The organism is Paenibacillus beijingensis, from assembly GCF_000961095.1.
Lineage (GTDB): Bacteria > Bacillota > Bacilli > Paenibacillales > Paenibacillaceae > Paenibacillus_O > Paenibacillus_O beijingensis.
Genome location: NZ_CP011058.1, coordinates 3,781,499 through 3,797,875 on the forward strand (window position 1 = coordinate 3,781,499; position 16,377 = coordinate 3,797,875).

At 54.4% G+C, this 16,377-nt stretch carries 14 protein-coding genes; 10 read left to right on the forward strand and 4 right to left on the reverse strand.

From position 1 onward, the window contains the following. Positions 1-27: 27 nt before the first annotated feature. Positions 28-1,239: an S-methyl-5-thioribose kinase gene (gene mtnK / locus VN24_RS17080; protein ID WP_045671381.1), complete on the reverse strand. Its 1,212-nt coding sequence runs from the start codon at positions 1,237-1,239 to the stop codon at positions 28-30. Positions 1,240-1,431: 192 nt separating this feature from the next. Here mtnK and VN24_RS17085 point away from each other — a divergent pair, with 192 nt between their 5' ends. The 9 genes from VN24_RS17085 (at position 1,432) to VN24_RS27780 (ending at position 11,418) form a co-directional block, all read left to right on the forward strand. Continuing rightward, complete coding sequence (locus VN24_RS17085; protein ID WP_045671382.1) at positions 1,432-2,034, forward strand: DUF1802 family protein; 603 nt, start codon at positions 1,432-1,434, stop codon at positions 2,032-2,034. Positions 2,035-2,265: 231 nt separating this feature from the next. Beyond that, positions 2,266-3,045 carry a Fe-S cluster assembly ATPase SufC gene (gene sufC, locus VN24_RS17090; RefSeq protein ID WP_045671383.1) on the forward strand — a complete coding sequence of 260 codons (780 nt, stop codon included), beginning with the start codon at positions 2,266-2,268 and terminating at the stop codon, positions 3,043-3,045. Positions 3,046-3,061: 16 nt separating this feature from the next. Then, positions 3,062-4,372 carry a Fe-S cluster assembly protein SufD gene (gene sufD / locus VN24_RS17095; protein ID WP_045671384.1) on the forward strand — a complete coding sequence of 437 codons (1,311 nt, stop codon included), beginning with the start codon at positions 3,062-3,064 and terminating at the stop codon, positions 4,370-4,372. Then, a complete protein-coding gene (locus VN24_RS17100) occupies positions 4,369-5,595 on the forward strand; it encodes a cysteine desulfurase (RefSeq protein WP_045671385.1) in 1,227 nt (408 codons plus the stop codon). Before sufD ends, VN24_RS17100 begins: the two co-directional genes overlap by 4 nt. Then, the gene (sufU, locus tag VN24_RS17105) at positions 5,582-6,010 is read left to right on the forward strand and encodes a Fe-S cluster assembly sulfur transfer protein SufU (protein ID WP_045671386.1); all 429 of its coding nucleotides are present in this window, start codon (positions 5,582-5,584) and stop codon (positions 6,008-6,010) included. The genes VN24_RS17100 and sufU overlap by 14 nt, the downstream gene beginning before the upstream one ends. Before the next feature lie 67 nt (positions 6,011-6,077). After that, positions 6,078-7,475 (forward strand): Fe-S cluster assembly protein SufB, encoded by a 1,398-nt coding sequence (gene sufB / locus VN24_RS17110; RefSeq protein ID WP_045671387.1) that lies wholly within the window; start codon positions 6,078-6,080, stop codon positions 7,473-7,475. Between the two features lie 394 nt (positions 7,476-7,869). Then, positions 7,870-9,612 carry a CotS family spore coat protein gene (locus VN24_RS17115; RefSeq protein WP_052703013.1) on the forward strand — a complete coding sequence of 581 codons (1,743 nt, stop codon included), beginning with the start codon at positions 7,870-7,872 and terminating at the stop codon, positions 9,610-9,612. A 59-nt stretch (positions 9,613-9,671) separates the two neighbouring features. Next, positions 9,672-10,808 carry a glycosyltransferase family 4 protein gene (locus VN24_RS17120; protein ID WP_045671388.1) on the forward strand — a complete coding sequence of 379 codons (1,137 nt, stop codon included), beginning with the start codon at positions 9,672-9,674 and terminating at the stop codon, positions 10,806-10,808. Between the two features lie 265 nt (positions 10,809-11,073). Next, positions 11,074-11,418 (forward strand): hypothetical protein, encoded by a 345-nt coding sequence (locus VN24_RS27780; RefSeq protein ID WP_052703014.1) that lies wholly within the window; start codon positions 11,074-11,076, stop codon positions 11,416-11,418. 206 nt (positions 11,419-11,624) lie between these two features. Here VN24_RS27780 and VN24_RS17130 read toward each other — a convergent pair whose 3' ends face one another. From VN24_RS17130 to VN24_RS28470, 3 genes are all read right to left on the reverse strand, one after another. Then, positions 11,625-12,686: an HD-GYP domain-containing protein gene (locus VN24_RS17130; protein WP_045671389.1), complete on the reverse strand. Its 1,062-nt coding sequence runs from the start codon at positions 12,684-12,686 to the stop codon at positions 11,625-11,627. Between the two features lie 101 nt (positions 12,687-12,787). Beyond that, complete coding sequence (locus VN24_RS17135; protein ID WP_045671390.1) at positions 12,788-13,831, reverse strand: ThiF family adenylyltransferase; 1,044 nt, start codon at positions 13,829-13,831, stop codon at positions 12,788-12,790. Continuing rightward, positions 13,828-14,598: a molybdenum cofactor biosynthesis protein gene (locus VN24_RS28470; protein ID WP_045671391.1), complete on the reverse strand. Its 771-nt coding sequence runs from the start codon at positions 14,596-14,598 to the stop codon at positions 13,828-13,830. Before VN24_RS28470 ends, VN24_RS17135 begins: the two co-directional genes overlap by 4 nt. Before the next feature lie 243 nt (positions 14,599-14,841). Between VN24_RS28470 and VN24_RS17145 the strand changes: the two genes are divergently transcribed. After that, complete coding sequence (locus tag VN24_RS17145; protein WP_045671392.1) at positions 14,842-16,293, forward strand: bifunctional metallophosphatase/5'-nucleotidase; 1,452 nt, start codon at positions 14,842-14,844, stop codon at positions 16,291-16,293. Positions 16,294-16,377 lie beyond the last annotated feature (84 nt).

Sequence of the window (16,377 nt, forward strand, 5' to 3'; positions counted from 1 at the left end):
GCTCTGGCAGCCCGCACCGGAAAACTGTTATTGTGCCGTCTCGGAGACGGCGATGTCGACGATTTGCTCAATCGATTCCGTCTGGCGGCCGCGCTTGATGAGCGTTTTACCGATGGCGAGCGCAAGCCGCTGCGTCCGCTCGCGGACGGCGGCATCCGGGATCGTATCGATGTCGGCTACGTGCGCCAGACCGACGATGCGGCGGACCATCTTGGCCCCGGCAAAGCCGGCCGTATCCTGAAGCAGCCGCTTCATATACAGATCCTGGAATCCCGGAGCGCGCTGCAGCATCGGGTCGGAGCCGTGCTCGTTCCACAGCGCGCGGAATTTGCTCTCGAAGCCGCTCCATACGCCTTGCACCGCTCCCGTCAGGAAGGTACGGTATTCCTTCCTGGCCGCTTCGTCGCCGCTCCAATGCTCCTGGGCCGCGAAGCTGAGCAACAGATTGGCGATGACGGCGCCGATGTCGAAGCCCATCGGACCGTAATAAGCGAATTCGGGATCGATCACCTTCGTGGAGTCAGGGCGGGCGAAGATGCTGCCGGTGTGCAAATCGCCGTGCAGCAGCGCTTCGGTGCTTGTCAGGAACTTCTCGCGAAGAAGCGCGACTTCCAAATGCAGCGCGCCGTCGCTCCAGAGCGCCTCCGCCTCGTCGCGGATGCTTTCTTCAAAACTGTTCGTATCCGCATCCCGGTACGGGTCGCAGAAAATGAGATCTTCGGTTATCTTGCACAGATCAGGATTAATAAAAGACTTCAGCTGCAGTTTTTTCTCCTGCTGGTTCATGCCCAGATCCGATGTGAAGAAGAGCGTATTGGCCAAAAATGTGGAAATATCGTCGGCAAATCGCGGATAAACAATCCGCTCGATCAGCCCTTTTCGCATAATCGTATGATCGCTTAAATCTTCCATAACGGTCAGTGCGAGGTCGGGGTTGTACAAGTACACTTCGGGTACAAGCCCCGGAGCAAGCCGGCCCTGCACGATCAGCGCTTCGCTTTCGATGCGGGCGCGGTCAAGCGAGAGCGGCCACGATTCGCCCACGACTTTGGCATAAGGAAGCGCCTGTTTCAATATAACGCTTTTTCCGGTTGCGGGCTCCGTTACGTGGAAGACGAGATTCAGGTTGCCGTCGCCGATTTCGTTGCACGTCAGCTCGGTCCCCGGAGAAAACAGATTGTCCAAGGAACGGGCGATATCGACCGCTTCGGCTTCGGTCAATGGATGATAGGCTGTCATGGATAGTGGGTCCACCTTTCGGCTTAATTTTTGCGTTATAGTTATAATATAAGGCTCCGCTGGACGGGTGCCGGTATATCCGCCGTATGTCTCAACCATTTATTATAACGGATATTTTTTCGCCATGGAATACCTCTTTTGATATAATGAAGCAACAGGCGAAATTTGACGATCAGACAGGAGGCTGGAAACATGGAGGAACACGGCCGAAATCAGCCGGTGGCCTTAAAGGAATGGGCCGTAACGGTAAATGCGCTTGCGGAAGGGAAATTGATCCTCGTCATGCGCAAGGGCGGCATTTCTGAGGAAACGAGAGATTTCCAGCTGCGGGATCACGCATTTTATTTGCTGCCCGCCTACGAGCACCAAAGACGGGAACTGCTCAAGGAAGCGTACCGGGGCGAGCTGGACCGCGTGCTGGCCGATTGGCGTCCGGACGCCGCAACCGTCAAGCTGGAAGCGTACGCCGAAGCGGTGGACGATATTTTGATCACGGATCAAGAAACGCTTGACAAGCTGCGCGGGCTCCATATATGGACCGACACTTTTGCGGAGGAACGGCTGAAATGGAAGCGGACTAAACCGCTGCATGTGCTGCTGCTGCGGGTTTACCGGCTGGAAGAAGCGCTTGAAATTCCGCTGACGAGCGCTTATATGGGGTGCAAATCATGGGTAGAATTGAAGGAAGCGACGGACAGGCCGGCGATGAAACCGGTGCTGGACGATGAAACTTTCGCTGCGGAAATCGACAAAATTCGAGCTGCTTTGGACGGGAGTTACGCATCCGTCGATTGATTTATAATTAGTTTTATACTAGAATTGTTATTGAGAATGACTGAGAATCAGTTGATTGAGAATGGCCTCTTTGCAGCTGAAACATTGCAGTGAAACGCGGGAAACCATTACCCGCTGCAGAGATAAAACGGCAGTCGTGATTTGGGGTCGAACATTTGTCTATCCCGGGCGCGCCCGGGCCGCAATAACTGCTTACAGCTTAAGCGGACATCTGAAGGGAGCATGCTTATAATGGCAACGCAATTCGTCGTCGACGGTCTGAAAGCGACTATCGAAGGAAAAGAAATATTGAAAGGGATCAACCTGAGCATGAAGGGCGGGGAAATTCACGCCATTATGGGGCCGAACGGAACGGGGAAAAGTACGCTTGCCTCCGCTCTGATGGGTCATCCGAAATATGAAGTTACGGCCGGATCCGCAGTGCTCGACGGCGAGGATCTGCTGGAGATGGCGGTCGACGAGCGCGCACGCGCGGGTCTGTTTCTGGCGATGCAGTATCCGAGCGAAATTACGGGGGTTACGAACTCCGACTTCCTGCGCAGTGCGATTAACGCCCGCCGCGAGGAAGGCAAAGAAATATCGCTGATCAAGTTCATCCGCCAAATGGAAAGCAAAATGAAAGAGCTGGATATGAATCCGGAATTCGCGCACCGTTACTTGAACGAAGGCTTCTCCGGCGGAGAGAAGAAACGGAACGAAATTTTGCAGATGATGATGGTTGATCCGAAAGTTGTCATTTTGGATGAGATCGACTCCGGTCTGGACATCGACGCTTTGAAAATCGTGTCGAACGGTGTAAACGCAATGCGCTCGGAAGACCGCGCATTTCTCGTGATCACTCACTATCAGCGGCTGCTGAACTATATTACGCCGGATTTTGTGCACGTCATGATGCAGGGACGTATCGTCAAATCGGGCGGTCCGGAGCTGGCCGAGCGTCTTGAGAACGAAGGTTATGATTGGGTAAAAGAAGAACTGGGTATTGTAGACGAAACCGTCGGCCAGGCGTAAACAGGAGGGGATCAGGATGAGTATACAATTAACGAACCCCGTTAACCGGACGTTTGCGGAGCAGCTGTCGGCATCGAAGGGAGAGCCGGCGTGGCTGACGGCGCTGCGCGGCGAAGCGGCGGAGGCGGCGGAATCGCTGGAGTGGCCAAAGCCGGAAAAAACCCGTATCGACCGCTGGAACCTGACGGCATTCGGGCAATACAAGAAACCGGAGGCACTTTCTTCAACGGCCGAGCTGCCGGCTTCCGTTCAGGCGCTGCTCCCGCAGGACGGCGCGGCTCCGCTGCATGTGCAGCGCGGGTCCGGTGCGGCATTTACCCGCATTTCGGAAGAGCTGAAAGGAAAAGGCGTTATTTTCACCGATCTGGAATCGGCGGCGCGCGACCACGCGGACCTGGTGCAGAAATATTTGTTCCAGGCGCTGCGCAAGGATGAAAACAAGCTTAACGCGCTGCATGCGGCGCTTTGGAACGGCGGCGTATTCGTGTACGTTCCGAAAAATGTCGAAGTCGACATCCCGCTGCAGGCCATCTATTACAATGACGATGAAGAGGCTTCGTTCGCTCCGCATATCGTCGTTGTGGCGGAAAGAGGCAGCAGCGTCACTTACGTCGATTATGTCGTGACGACTGAAAGCTCGGGCCAGACGCCTTTGGTGCATCATTCTGCCGTGGAAGTTTACGTTGGAGCGGGTGCTCAGGTGCGCTTTGCTTCCATTCATCATATGAACGATTCCGTCGTCGATATGACGATCCGCAAAGCGGTTGTGGAAAACGACGGCCGCATAGAATGGATTATCGGCGACCTGCACGACGGCAACACGCTCTCAGATACGATTTCCCTGCTCAAGGGCAACGGCTCCTCATCCGACGCGAAGGTGATCAGCATCGGCGCAGGCGCGCAAAAGATGAGCCTGACGACGCAGGCGGTTCACGTCGGTCGCAGCTCCGAGAGCGCAATGGTGACCCGCGCGGTTATGCGTGATGAAGCGACGGCGATCATTAACGGTGTAACCAAAATTGAAAAGGGCGCTACTAAAGCGAACGGAGAGCAAACGGAAAAAGTGATGATGCTCAGTCCTAAAGCGCGCGGCGATGCGAACCCGATCCTGCTCATTGACGAGGACGACGTAAAAGCGGGCCATGCGGCCAGCGTCGGCCAAGTCAATCCTGAACAGGTGTACTACCTGATGTCGCGCGGTATTTCCAAATCGGACGCAGAGCGCCTTATCATTTACGGATTTCTTGCTCCGGTCGTATCGGCCATTCCGCTTGACTCCGTTCGCGAGCAGCTTCAGCGCCTGCTCGAAAGGAAGCTGGAAGCATGAACATTCAAGGAATCAGGGAACAATTCCCCATCCTTCATCAAGAAATAAACGGGCATCCGCTCGTATATCTCGACAGCGCGGCGACTTCGCAGAAGCCGCGTTCCGTCATTGAGGCCGTCAAACGCTATTATGAGCTTGACAATGCCAACGTGCACCGCGGCGTACACACGCTCGGCTCCCGGGCGACGGACGCTTACGAAGGCGCCCGCGCGCGGGTGGCCGAATTTCTGAACGCTGCAGGTCCGGAGCAGATTGTGTTCACCCGCGGCACGACAGGCGCCCTCAATCTGGTCGCTTCCAGCTATGCGCCATCCGTGCTGCAGGAAGGCGACGAAATCGTCATCACGCCGATGGAGCATCACAGCAATCTCATCCCGTGGCAGCAGGCTGCGCGCCGCAGCGGCGCCGTTCTGAAATATATCCCGCTGCAGCCGGACGGCACCATCTCGCTTGAAGATGTGGAACGGACGGTAACGGATAAAACGAAGATCGTTTCCGTCACTTACGTCTCCAACGTGCTCGGCACAATCAACCCGGTTAAGGAAATTGCGGCAATCGCTCACCGTAGCGGCGCCGTGATCGTCGTGGACGGCGCGCAGAGCACGCCTCATATGCGAATCGACGTTCAGGATCTGGATCTCGACTTTTACGCGCTGTCGGGCCACAAAATGTGCGGACCGACCGGCATCGGCGCCCTGTACGGCCGTAAATCGCTGCTTGAAGCGATGGAGCCGGTGGAGTTCGGCGGCGAAATGATCGACCATGTCGACTTGTACGAATCGACGTGGAAGGAAATTCCGTGGCGCTTCGAAGGCGGCACCCCGATTATTGCCGGCGCGGTAGGGCTTGCGGCGGCGATCGATTTCTTGGAAGAAATCGGGCTCGATACGATCGACGCCCACGAACGGCAGCTGGCTTCGTACGCATATGACAAGCTGTCTGCGATCGACGGGCTGACCATTTACGGTCCGAAGCAAAACCGGGTCGGACTCGTGACGTTTAATCTCGACGATATTCACCCCCACGATGTGGCAACCGTGCTGGATTCCGAAGGGGTGGCGGTAAGGGCGGGCCATCACTGCTGCCAGCCGCTGATGCGCTGGCTGGATGTGACGGCTACCGCTAGGGCAAGCTTTTATTTATACAACACCGAAGAAGACGTGGACCGGCTTGCGGCCTCGCTTCTGAAGACAAAGGAGTTCTTCGGACATGCAATTGGATGATTTGTACCGCCGTGTCATTATGGATCACTACAAAAATCCGCGCAACCGTGGTACGATGGACGAAGAAGCCGTTACGATCAATTTGAACAATCCGACGTGCGGCGATCGCATTTCCTTGCAGCTGGAGCTTGAAGAAGGCAAAGTGAAACAAGCGAAATTTACCGGCGAAGGCTGTTCGATCAGCATGTCCTCCGCATCGATGATGACGGAAGCCGTGAAAGGGAAGACGCTGGAGCAGGCTTACGGGCTTGCCGACAAATTTTCTTCCCTGATGAAGGGCGAGCCGGTCGAGTTTGAAGAATACGAAGATATTGAAGCCTTGTCGGGCGTGAATAAATTTCCCGCGCGCATCAAGTGCGCCACACTGGCATGGAACGCGCTGCGCAAAGGCGTGGAATCTCAGCAAAAGGACTAAGGTTACGTCTAGCGTCGGCGGCTTGATTATGCGCAAGTAATCATAAAACAAAGGAGCGTGATTTCAGATGGCCAAAAAAATGCCGGAAATGGAAGAGTACAAATACGGTTTTCGCGATGAGCATAAAGCGGTATTTCAAAGCGGCAAAGGTCTGACTCCGGAAATCGTGCGCACCATTTCGGAAATGAAGAACGAGCCGGAATGGATGCTGGATTTCCGTTTGAAATCGCTGGAGCAATTTAATAAGATGGCGATGCCGCGTTGGGGCGGCGATCTTGACGAGCTTGATTTCAACGATATCCAGTACTACGTGAAGCCTTCCGAGAAACAGGGCAAGACGTGGGAAGAAGTACCGGCTGAAATTAAGGAAACGTTCGACAAGCTCGGCATTCCGGAAGCGGAGCAAAAGTTTCTTGCCGGCGTATCGGCTCAATATGAGTCGGAGGTCGTTTACCACAGCATGCAGGAAGATCTCGAGAAGCAGGGCGTTATCTTTATGGATACCGATACGGCGCTGCGCGAGCATCCGGAAATTTTCAAAGAGCATTTCGGCACCGTCATTCCTCCGGCTGACAATAAGTTCGCTGCGCTGAACAGTGCGGTATGGTCGGGCGGCAGCTTTATTTATGTACCGAAAGGCGTGAAATGCGAAGTTCCGCTGCAGGCATACTTCCGCATTAACTCGGAAAATATGGGCCAGTTCGAAAGAACGCTCATCATCGCCGACGAAGACAGCTTCGTCCATTACGTGGAAGGCTGTACGGCTCCGATTTACAGCACCAATTCCCTGCACAGCGCAGTGGTTGAAATCATCGTGAAGAAAAATGCCCGCGTCCGTTACACGACGATCCAAAACTGGGCGCCGAACATTTACAACCTCGTTACGAAACGCGCGGTTGCCGATGAGAACGCGACGATGGAGTGGGTTGACGGCAACATCGGCTCCAAGCTGACGATGAAATACCCGGCTGTCGTACTGAGAGGCCGCGGAGCGAAAGGTATGGTTCTTTCGATCGCCGTTGCGGGCAAAGGGCAGCATCAGGATGCCGGCGCGAAGATGATTCACCTGGCTCCGGATACGACGTCGACGATCGTCTCCAAATCGATCAGCAAGCACGGCGGTAAAGTAACGTACCGCGGTCTGGCATCGTTCGGACGTAAAGCGGAAGGCGCAAAAGCGAACATTAAGTGCGACACGCTTATTCTGGACAATGAGTCCACGTCGGATACGATTCCGTACAACGAAATCATGAATGACAACATTACGCTGGAGCATGAAGCGACCGTCTCCAAAGTGTCCGAGGATCAGCTGTTCTACCTGATGAGCCGCGGACTGACGGAAGCCGAAGCGACCCAGATGATCGTTATGGGCTTCATCGAGCCGTTTACGAAAGAGCTGCCGATGGAGTACGCGGTCGAAATGAACCGTCTGATCAAGTTCGAAATGGAAGGCTCGATCGGTTAAGCTTAAGCGGCTTTATTGCAGCATATCTGCCTTTGGCGGCGTGCTTATACGCCACCTTTACAAATGTGTGTCCGGTTTTCCCGGGCACGCATTTTTTTTATTGCGCCCAGTTCAAGCAGATGATCCATGGATGAATGCCACGGTATTAGCCGGCAGTCGTCATACTGTACAACAAATGATTTTTCTCTGCTCGGTCTCAAAATACGCGCTTGTACCTACCGGCCTCTGCCGCTCAGACATATAAATGATAAAAAGTTCATATCGCAATCGGGAGATAAGCATCACGCTTCAATGCGTGTACCGCTCATCCTTTCGCCGCAGAAGATTTGCTCGCAAAAGATGCAGACAGGTTATCAGAAATTTTACAAAATACCCGGATTATGGAGGAGACATTGTGGAGCTATATCGTGTTGAGCCGTGGGATAACATGGATGTGACCGCCTCTCCAGGCATCGTACTTGAGCAATACGTCCCCCCTGAATTGGAAGAGCTTGCACGGCAGGTGTCGGAGCTCTACGAGATGCGAGTTAACGCCATGACGCTTATTACATCAAAGCCGGATAAGGGCGGCGCGATCTGGAAAATTGAAACGGACCGCGGGCCGCGCAGTCTCAAAGTGCTGCACCGCAAACCGCCGCGCAGTTTATTCAGTGTTGGCGCTCAGGAGTATCTGGTCAATCAAGGGGCCAAAGTGCCCGGCCTGATCGCGACCAAAGAGGGCAGCCTGTATGTGGAAGCCGGCGGCAAGCTGTGGATTGTAACCGATTGGATCGAACCGCTTGCGCCGGTTTCCAAGATCGACCTGGAGGGAGCGGCCGCTCTATGTTACGGTCTGGGAGAGTTTCATCGTTTTTCCAAAGGGTATATCCATCCCCACAGCGCCCAAAAGTCTTCCCGTGTTTATGGCTGGCCCAAATATTACGAAAAAATAATCGCTAAAATCGGATGGTTTCGCGACATTGCGGAAGCTTATCGTGAATTTCCGGCGAGCAGCCGGCTGCTTGGCGTTGTAGATGAATTTGAAAGACAGGCACGCGAAAATTACGGCAGGCTGCTGGAATCCGGTTATTCGAAAATTATTTCGATCGGCGAGCCCTACCTGGGACTGGCGCATCAGGATTACGGCTGGTCTAACGGCCAATTAGGTCCGGGGGGAATTTGGGTTATCGACTTGGACGGCGTTTCTTACGATTTGGTCATCCGGGATTTGCGGAAATTGATCACGAGCACAATGGATGACATGGGAACTTGGGATATCGGCTGGATCCGCGGAATGATTGATGCCTATCATCAAGCGAATCCGATCGATAGGGAAACGTTTGAGGTTTTATTGATCGATATGGCTTTTCCCAATGAATTTTACAAGCATGTGAAAGAAATCGTATTTGATCCGGAAACATTTATTTCAATGGAACTCGACATGGTTCTCGATCGGGTATTAATGGCTGAGAGCACCAAGATGCAGGTTCTCGCCGAGCTGGCCGGAGATATCATGAAATACGAACCCGGCCAATACGATCTGGAAGGCGTACAAGTATTTGATCGTCTTCGGGCGCCGGACAGAACGCTTCAGGGCAGCTATCTGGCATTGGAAAGAGCGGCAGGGGACCGTTCTGCATTTGTGATCCCATCTGTGGGATCGGCTTTTTCGGCTTATGCGGCACAGAACCCGCCTAAGCATCAACCCCAGGCTGTTCCGGCGGTTGCCCAGGACGGCAGCGGCGCCGCGGCAGTACCGCTGGAAGCCGTTCCGGCCGCCGTTACTCCTCCCGTTTTGCTGCCTGTTGCTGCTGGACCGAGACGTTCTTCATTAAAGCGGCGCAAGCAGAAATCAAAGCGTTCCCTGTTGGCGCGCAGATCGTTGAAATCACGGCGCAAGAAGGGAACGCCCGGAAGAAAATCAAAGTTTAAATCAATCAAAAAACAGCTGTCTCCCGCGAAGCATAAAAAAATCAATCGGCGGCTTTCATCCGTTAAGTCAAAACAAAGAACCGTCAAACCGCTGCTTTCACCGGCGAACAAGGCCAATAAACGCTTCAAAGGCTTGATAAAGAAACCTGCAGTACCGAGATTGCAGCAAAGAGCGATTAATAAAGGCAAGAGCCGTAAATCTTCCCGCCGCAAAGCGGTTATGTAATCATGCCGGAAGCCTGACGCTTGCCGTTTCACAGCTTAACGCCCGGAGGAGAATGCAGCATGAACATCTTGATGATTTGTACGGAGAAACTCCCCGTACCTAATATTCGAGGCGGAGCCATACAAACTTATATTGGCGGCATTATCGATTACTTAAGCCGATGGCACCAAATCACTCTCCTGGGCCGAACGGATCCCGAATTGCCGGGCGAAGAAGTGCGCGACGGAATTCGATACTTCAGGGTTCCATCCGACGGCCTGTTTGAAACTTACTCCATCAATGTCATCGATTTTTTGAACAACAGCCAAGAACATTATGACATTATTCATATTTTCAACCGCCCGAAGCTTGTGCTTCCGGTTCGCCAAATAATGCCTTATTCGCGTATTTTTCTCAGTATGCATAACGATATGTTCAATCCTCTCAAAATATCCGCTGAAGAAGGCGCAGCCGTTATCGAAACGACGGAGCGGATCATTACGATCAGCAATTATATCGGTGCGGAAATATGCCGCTACTATCCCCAAGCGGAGTCTAAAGTCCGCACCGTATATTCCGGCGTCGATATATACCGTTTCGCGCCATGGACCGAGTCCGATGCCGCACGCCACGCCAGAGATCAAATACGTGAGCAATATCAGCTGCATGGAAAAAAGGTTATCTTATTTGCAGGCCGATTATCACGTAATAAAGGACCGCACGTACTTATTCGCGCCCTTCACCATCTGCAGCATTCCGATGCGGTGCTGGTTATTGTCGGCGGAGCTTGGTACAGCGATAATACGATCAGCGATTATGTGGCTTATGTGCGGGCTTTGGCCAAAAGATCCCACCTCCCGGTAGTGACGACAGGATATGTTGATGCCCATGATATCCACCGGTGGTTTTGCGCAGCCGACATATTCGTATGCACCTCCAATTGGGAGGAACCGCTCGCACGGGTTCATTATGAAGCTATGGCATCCGGGCTCCCTTTTCTGACCACTCAAAGAGGAGGAAATCCTGAAATTGTCATGGATAATAACGGGATGCTGGTGTTCGACCCTGACAATCCGATGGAATATGCGGAGAAGATCAATTATTTGCTGTCTGATATGGAGCTCGGCCGGCAGATGGGCATTCGGGGAAGACGATTAACAGAGCGGATGTTTACGTGGGACCGGGTCGCGAATGATATTTTGGCCCACTGGGGATAGGTGCAGAACGTTACCTCACCCACCAAAAGCAACCTTGGTTCGGTACTTAACCGGACTCAAGGTTGCTTTCGTTTGTTCGGAGTGTTTGTTCATAGTTTTTCCAATAGATTCGTATACCTGCCGGGGGATGCCTGCCTGGTTATCGGTTGGCATTACTATTTTTTGAGTTTCCGCTCTATTTGCCCGGACAAAAAATTCGCTAATCTCATAGAGTACATATAAACCTGCAGAGGTTCTAAATCAGAATAGGGAGTGGGATGGCCGAATGGAAAAAGTGGATAAGCTGAAAGCGGCTTTAGAAGATTTGGAATATGACGAAATCGAAATTGAGTATTACAGCGGCGAAAAAGTATCTTATGTATCCGAAGATTATGAAGACGAAGAGTCGCTCTATGATTGGCTGGAAACGATCGACTGGGATGAAGTCGATGATGTCGAAATTGAACTGGAGGATGGCTCAAAATCTGCGCTGAATCTGTCTGAAGATGAGGATGAAGACGAAGACGAGTATGTAGATGAAGAGGAGTCCTCGGTAGACGAAGAAGACGAAGAATATGAAGAAGAAGACGAAGAAGACGAAGAAGACGAAGAAGACGAAGACGAGAACTGAGAAATAGATTTAGAAGATGATAAGAGCCATATAAACAGGATCATGAACTCGGACAAGGCCGCGCTCTGCTTATAGGAGCGGCGGCCTATGCCCGTCGTAGCCAGGCGGAGCCTCCTCTTGAGCAGCGCTTCCGGCGATCACCGTTTGCCCAAAAAAAAGACCGAAGCACCGTGATTGACGGCGGACTCTTCGGACTTGCGCTTATTTCACATATAAACTTGGGTAATATCGAGCTCCGGTTCCAACGTCAAATCAACGAAACGTTCGTCCAGCTTGACAAGCGGACGGAAAAATTCGGTCGGGTGCGTCATCACGATAAGGCCGGTATCGCCGGAGGACATCTCCACCCGTTTGCCGATAAAGTTCGGAATCATATGTTTAATAAAGGTTTGAACGGTGTGCGGGTCCAGCTGAGTGGCGCTCATCCGGTACAGTTCCTTCAGCACAAACAGCAGATCGCGTTTCTTCTGATAAACGCGGGTGGAAATCATCGCGCTGTAGACGTCTGCGACGGCGACGATGCGGGACACGGGTTCGATTTCATCCCCTACGAGCCCGTGCGGATAACCGGAACCGTCCATTCGTTCATGGTGCTGGAGGGCAGCGACGGATAATAAAGGATCTTCGAACGAGGCCAAAATAATTTCTTCGCCGTACAGAGGATGGCGTTTAATTTCGGCAAATTCTTCCTTGGACAGCTTATCGGGCTTGTTAAGCACTTCCTTCGATACGCGGCATTTGCCGATGTCATGCAGAAAGCCGGCTTTGCCGATTCGGACCGACTCCCTATCGGGGTAGCCGAGCCAAGAGGAGAGGTAGTATGCGAGCATGCCGACCTGTACGGAATGCTGATACGTGTAGTCGTCCTCGCTGTTCAGCAGCAGCAGCATCGAAACGACGTCTCTTTCACTTTGAAAGCTGCCTACGAAAGGCTGGAACATCGCGTTGACGTCGAATTCTTCGATGCGGCCTTCCTCAACCGCTTGCCGGAACAAAGATTCGCAACCGTTTACGACGGATTTATACAGGGGCTGCACCGATGAGATCCACTTTGGGCTTATGCTCGATTCAATCGTACGGATGGTTGAGGCGGGAGCCGAATCCTGACGCTCCTCAATGTCCACATAATCGATCCTATGCTGGGTTAGCTTCGTGATATCATACGTTCTGAGAACCGTACCTTTAGCCATCACATGCAAGCTAAAGTCGTTGAAGGCGTCGCTTGCCAAGCGGTCGCCTTCTTTCAGTTCCGTAACATGCACCCTCATGCCTGCACCTCGAAATGGAAATTGTAAGAAATTTCAGCTTTTTGTAGTTCTATCGTAACAAGTTATATCTACATTAGCAATAATAGGAATAAAAAATAAGGCTAATAGCCCATTAATTCCGCGTAAACGGCTTTGGCTTTTATCGGGTCTTCCGTGCCCTGCACAAGCGCTCTCCCATCTTTGAATAAAAGAAAGGACAAGCCGCCGGTGAGCTCCAGCCGCAGCAGAAACGGATTTACGGTGACCGGTCCGATCTTCTGAAACGCTTCCGCAACCTGATCGAGCTCAAGCTTGACCGGACGAGCTGGCGTTATCTGCACCGAAGAGCGGCCGCACAGCGCGCTGCTTACGGGCTCTTCGGATCCGTCCAGAAACGGAAACCTTCGCTCACCGCAGCAGGGGCAATCCGCGCGGCGCGACCGGCCGACAGCAACCGGGAACCAGCTGTGCCGCCAAACATCAAGCTGAACGATCGTACCGTGAAGGGCGTCACGGTTGCCCGACAGCCACTTGATCGCTTCCGTCGCCTGCAGGGAGCCGATCATATCGATAATGGTCGGCAGCACGCCCGCCGTTTCGCAGGTGTCCGTCGTACCGACTGCGGGCGGCTCCGGGTAGAGGCAGCGGTAGCATGGGGTTTGGCCGGGGACAATCGTCATCGTGACGCCTGAAGCGCCGACGGCTCCGCCATAAATCCATGGAATGCCGGACGATACGCTGTAATCGTTGAGCAAATAGCGGATCGTATAATTATCGGTTCCATCCATGATCAGGTCCGCTCCGGCAAGAAGGTCCGAGACATTGCCGGATGTGACGTCGGCGACAACCGGTTCAATCTCCACGCTGCCGTTGACCGACCGCAAATAGCGGGCGGCCGCTTCCGCTTTAGGCAGCATGCCGCGCACATCGTCTTCCCGGTAAAGCATCTGCCGCTGCAGGTTGCTCCATTCCACAATGTCCCGGTCGATCAGACGGACACGCCCGACGCCGCAGCGGACCAGATGCTGGGCGATTACGGAGCCGAGCGCGCCCATGCCGACGACGACGGCATACGATTGTCCAAGCTTTGTCTGGCCGCTCTCTCCGAGCGGCGAGAAACGGATTTGACGGGCGTAGCGAAGCGAAGAGGAAGGCATATCGGTCATGACGATACGGAGCCTCCTTCATCCGTCGGCGGAGCTACGGGGTTCCAAGGGCCTTGCTGATGCCCGACCCATTCCGTACCGTCCTCCCAAATTTCCTTTTTCCAGATCGGGACGATTTGTTTCAGCCTTTCGATTGCGTAACGGCTCGCCTCGTAGCAAGTGCCGCGGTGCGGGGCGGAGACGGCGATAATGACGCTTGCTTCGGCGATTTCCACCACGCCGGTACGGTGGGAGATGGCGCACAGCGCGCCGGGCCAGCGCTCAGCGATTTCATCGCCGATTTGGCGGAGCGTACGGATGGCCATCGGCTCATACGCTTCGTATTCGAGCTTCAGCGTTCTTTTTCCCTTCGTCCACTCCCGGGTCGTACCGACAAAAACGAGCGATGCCCCATTTTCGGGGACGATGACAAGCTGCGAAATCGCATCTGCGGACAGCGGCTCCCGCGTAAGCGTGAAACGGCGGGAGGCGTCATCTTCCGCGCTGCGCTCTTGCTCTTCGCCTTGTTCCTCCCCTCCGGAAACGGGCGGAAGCAGCGCCAGCTCGTCCCCGCTGCGCACCGTGTCGCCGTCGGCGGCGTATGCCTGATTGCAGGCGACAAAGGCGGCGGCCAAAATGGCGGCATGAGCGGGAAAGCGCTGTGCCACGGCCGCTTTCAACTCAGCGGCGGTCATTTCGCCCGCAGGCAGTTCCAGCTTCAGGGAAGAGGAGCCGAAACGTTCCGGCAGACCGGCAAAGAGGGATAATGTCCAAGTATGTGTTATCATGTCGGTTTACCTCACATCGAATAGTATTGAATCGCTTCATGTACATTGTTTTCAGCATACCATAAAGAAGTGAAAAATGTTATGCTATGGAGAATCGCAAACGGCAAGAATCGTCTGAATGATCCGATGAACAACGGTCTCTTTCATAAAAATAACCAATTTTAGCGGCAGATGGACGCCCGATTTAGAGGGATCGTTTCGGCAGGGCGCACGATTATTGGGCGGCCGGTTAGGGAGGTTTACATGACGCACAACGAACAATGGCAGCCGGAAGCGGTTCTGCTGCACAGCAACGATCTGCACAGCCGTCTGGAGGAAGCGGCCAGAATGGCAACCTATATCGATGACCAGCGGCGCATCCACGGATCGGGCCGCGTGCTGGCGGTCGATTGCGGCGATCATATGGATCGGATGCGCGTGGAGACGGAAGGCAGCGGCGGACTTGTTAATGTGGAACTTTTGAACGCAGCAGGCTATGAAGCCGCCACCCTTGGCAACAATGAAGGTCTGACCTTTACGGCGGAGGCGCTTACCGACGCTTACCGCGGGCATGCCCGGTTTGCGGTGCTTGCGGCCAACATGACGGAGCGGGACTCCGGGCTGCTGCCGGACTGGATATTGCCGCAAACGGTTATTGCCAAAGGCGGGCTTAAAATCGGTCTGATCGGCGTAACGGCTCGTTTTAACGATTTTTATAAGCTGCTCGGCTGGAATGTTCTCGATCCTATGCCTGTCGTGGAGCGGGAAGTCGCTCAGCTGCGGGCGAAAGCCGACGTCGTGGTCGTGCTCTCGCATCTTGGCCTGCCGACGGACCGCAGGATGGCGGAGGAAATTGCCGGCATCGACCTCATCCTTGGAGGCCATACCCATCACTTGCTGGAGGAGCCGCTTCTAATCGGCGGCACGACCGTTTGCGCCGCCGGCAAGCACGGCGAGCGTCTGGGACGGGTGGAAATAGGCCGCGACCCGGTTTCCGGCCGTCCGCTGCTGCGCGCATCCTGCGTATCGGTCGCCGATTGCGCGCCTCATCCGGAAGCCGCCGCCATTATCGGCGGCTATCTGGAGGCGGGCGTGCGCGCCTTGAGCCGGACGGTGGTCCGGCTGGAGCGGGAGCTGCCCGCCGATGCCGAGCGGGAATCGCCGCTCGCCAGCCTGCTTGCCGCCGGCCTCAAACGGTGGACAGGCGCGCAGATCGGCATCGTCAACGCGGGACAACTGCTCGGCGGCCTCTTCCCGGGCGGCGTGACGGAGGGGCTGCTGCACGCCCTCTGTCCGTCGCCGATTAATCCGTGCCGATTAACGCTGCGCGGCCGCGACATCCGGCTTGCGCTGGAGCAGTCGCTGCTGCCGGAATATACGGGCATGGAAATACGCGGCTTCGGGTTTCGCGGTCTGGTGCTGGGCACGCTTGCGGTGGACGGTCTCGATATTCACTGGGACGAGGGGCAGCCCGAGGAATCGAAAATTGTATCGATCCAGGTGGCGGCTGATGGGCAGCCGCTGCAGGATGAAGAAGAGTACGAGGTCGGAACGATCGATATGTTTACGTTCGGCATCGGGTATTTGTCGCTACAGCAGGGCAAGAATGTCCGTTACTACTTGCCCGAATTTTTGCGCGATGTGCTGGCGGCGGAGCTTCAGAACAGCGAGGCGGTAGCGGAGAGCTTCCGCCCCCGCTGGCACCGCGCCCGCTGATGCGAAAGGGCAGGCGAACCGCTGTCGGTATCATCCATATTTTTCCGTCGAAACGGCTGCCGCTCTCTAACAAAACAACCTGCT

Bases quoted from the DNA above. Each gene is read 5' to 3' on its own strand.
- mtnK (WP_045671381.1), bottom strand. From the start codon at position 1,239: ATGACAGCCTATCATCCATTGACCGAAGCCGAAGCGGTCGATATCGCC.
- VN24_RS17085 (WP_045671382.1), top strand. From the start codon at position 1,432: ATGGAGGAACACGGCCGAAATCAGCCGGTGGCCTTAAAGGAATGGGCC.
- sufC (WP_045671383.1), top strand. From the start codon at position 2,266: ATGGCAACGCAATTCGTCGTCGACGGTCTGAAAGCGACTATCGAAGGA.
- sufD (WP_045671384.1), top strand. From the start codon at position 3,062: ATGAGTATACAATTAACGAACCCCGTTAACCGGACGTTTGCGGAGCAG.
- VN24_RS17100 (WP_045671385.1), top strand. From the start codon at position 4,369: ATGAACATTCAAGGAATCAGGGAACAATTCCCCATCCTTCATCAAGAA.
- sufU (WP_045671386.1), top strand. From the start codon at position 5,582: ATGCAATTGGATGATTTGTACCGCCGTGTCATTATGGATCACTACAAA.
- sufB (WP_045671387.1), top strand. From the start codon at position 6,078: ATGGCCAAAAAAATGCCGGAAATGGAAGAGTACAAATACGGTTTTCGC.
- VN24_RS17120 (WP_045671388.1), top strand. From the start codon at position 9,672: ATGAACATCTTGATGATTTGTACGGAGAAACTCCCCGTACCTAATATT.
- VN24_RS27780 (WP_052703014.1), top strand. From the start codon at position 11,074: ATGGAAAAAGTGGATAAGCTGAAAGCGGCTTTAGAAGATTTGGAATAT.
- VN24_RS17130 (WP_045671389.1), bottom strand. From the start codon at position 12,686: ATGAGGGTGCATGTTACGGAACTGAAAGAAGGCGACCGCTTGGCAAGC.
- VN24_RS17135 (WP_045671390.1), bottom strand. From the start codon at position 13,831: ATGACCGATATGCCTTCCTCTTCGCTTCGCTACGCCCGTCAAATCCGT.
- VN24_RS28470 (WP_045671391.1), bottom strand. From the start codon at position 14,598: ATGATAACACATACTTGGACATTATCCCTCTTTGCCGGTCTGCCGGAA.
- VN24_RS17145 (WP_045671392.1), top strand. From the start codon at position 14,842: ATGACGCACAACGAACAATGGCAGCCGGAAGCGGTTCTGCTGCACAGC.